The sequence below is a fragment of the Komagataeibacter kakiaceti JCM 25156 genome (genome assembly GCF_000613305.1).
In genome coordinates this window covers 1-1,477 of sequence record NZ_BAIO01000543.1, presented here as the reverse complement: position 1 = coordinate 1,477, position 1,477 = coordinate 1, and the positions used below count along the sequence as shown (strand labels likewise).

The following is a 1,477-nucleotide window of genomic DNA, read 5'->3' as shown; positions in this document are numbered from 1 at the left end:
CCCCGGGCCGGGACCGACCTCCACCACATGCTGGCCGGACAGATCCCCCGCAAGCGCGGCAATTCGCGCGGTCATGGCGGGATCGAGAAGAAAGTGCTGGCCCAGCGCCTTGCGCGCGTCCAGCCCGTGCCGCGCAATGGTCTCACGCAGCGGTTCAAGGCCCTGCGGCCGTTCCAGCATGGTCATGTCCGGGTCAGGATTTCGAGCGCATGTCGATGATCGCGCGGCGCTTGAGGTCACGGTTGAGCTGCCGCGATGTCTGTTCCACACGTTCGTTCAGCAGGTGATCGGCGATTTCGCTGGGGGTCTGGATGGCGATGTTGCGTTCCTCACGCGAGCAGACCATGAGCAGCACGATCCCGTCCTGTGACACCAGCGGGTGGCTGGCCTGACCGGGGGCGAGGGGCTCGATGACCTCGCGCATGCGGGGGTTGAGCCGGTTCAGCATCAGCTCGCCCGGATCGCTCGGGTGTTTTTCCCCCAGTTTCTTGTTCTGCTCTTCCATCTGGTCACAGGTCTTGACGGTGGTGGAGAAGCTCGTGGCCTGATCGAGCGCCGCCTTCTGCTGGTCCGTCGGGTTTTCGGGGTCGAGCGGCACATCGAAGGGGAAGAAAGCCTGCCGCATGGAAATGATGGTGGCCATCTGGTGGCCCACTGTCCGCCGTTCGGCGATGGTGGCGATCACGTAGCCACCCGCCACGCGGATGGGGTTGGAAATGGCGCCATCGGGCATCTGCCGCGCCACTTCGACAACCTGCGGGTCAAGCCCGTCTTCCTGCATCCAGCCCATCATGCCGCCATCCAGCGCGCTCTGCCCCTGTGAGAACTGCGCGGCCACGATGGGGAACGGCGCGCCCTCACGCAGTTCCTGAATGATGGTTTCGGTGAATTTCAGTTCGTTTTCCGTATGGCGCGGATCCTCGACGGGCACGAATATTTCGCTGATCATGTATTCCGGCTTGCCATCCTCACGCTTCAGCGCCGCCATGCGCTGTTCGATCTCGGAGGCGGTGATGCGGCCGCGCTCGCCCGTTTCCTGCCGCAGCACCTGCGTCCAGCCAAGCTGGACGCGGATCTGGTCGATCAGCGTGGTCAGCGACACGCCATCTTCCGCCAGCTTGTTGCGCAGCGTGTTCTCGGGCATGCCGTTGCGCTGTTCGATGCCGGATATGGCGTCCGCGATCTGCTTGACCGGCACGTTGATGTGGCGGTCAAGCATTTCCTGCATGCGCAGCCGTTCATCGATCAGCTGGCGCACGATCTGCGGGCGCAGGCGTTCCATGATGTCGTCACTGACATCAAGACCCGATGACAGCGCGAACAGGCGGCCGCGCGTATCGACATCGCGCTTGGTCAGCACGGAGCCGTTGACGGTGGCGATGATGGCATCCTGATCTTCCGCCGCCTGCGCCTGTTCGGCAATGGAGCGGGGCGTGCGTGCGGCGGCTTCCGGCCCATGCCCCGCCAGCGCCATCCC

At 64.5% G+C, this 1,477-nt stretch carries 1 protein-coding gene and 1 pseudogene; both read right to left on the bottom strand.

Going from position 1 to position 1,477, the window contains the following annotated elements; all coding sequences use genetic code 11:
* Nucleotides 1-186, bottom strand: a pseudogene (locus tag JCM25156_RS16390) (16S rRNA (adenine(1518)-N(6)/adenine(1519)-N(6))-dimethyltransferase); the annotation flags it as partial.
* Nucleotides 187-193: 7 nt separating this feature from the next.
* Entirely contained in the window at nt 194-1,474 is a 1,281-nt protein-coding gene (locus JCM25156_RS16385; RefSeq protein ID WP_084296539.1) for a peptidylprolyl isomerase, read from the bottom strand.
* Nucleotides 1,475-1,477 lie beyond the last annotated feature (3 nt).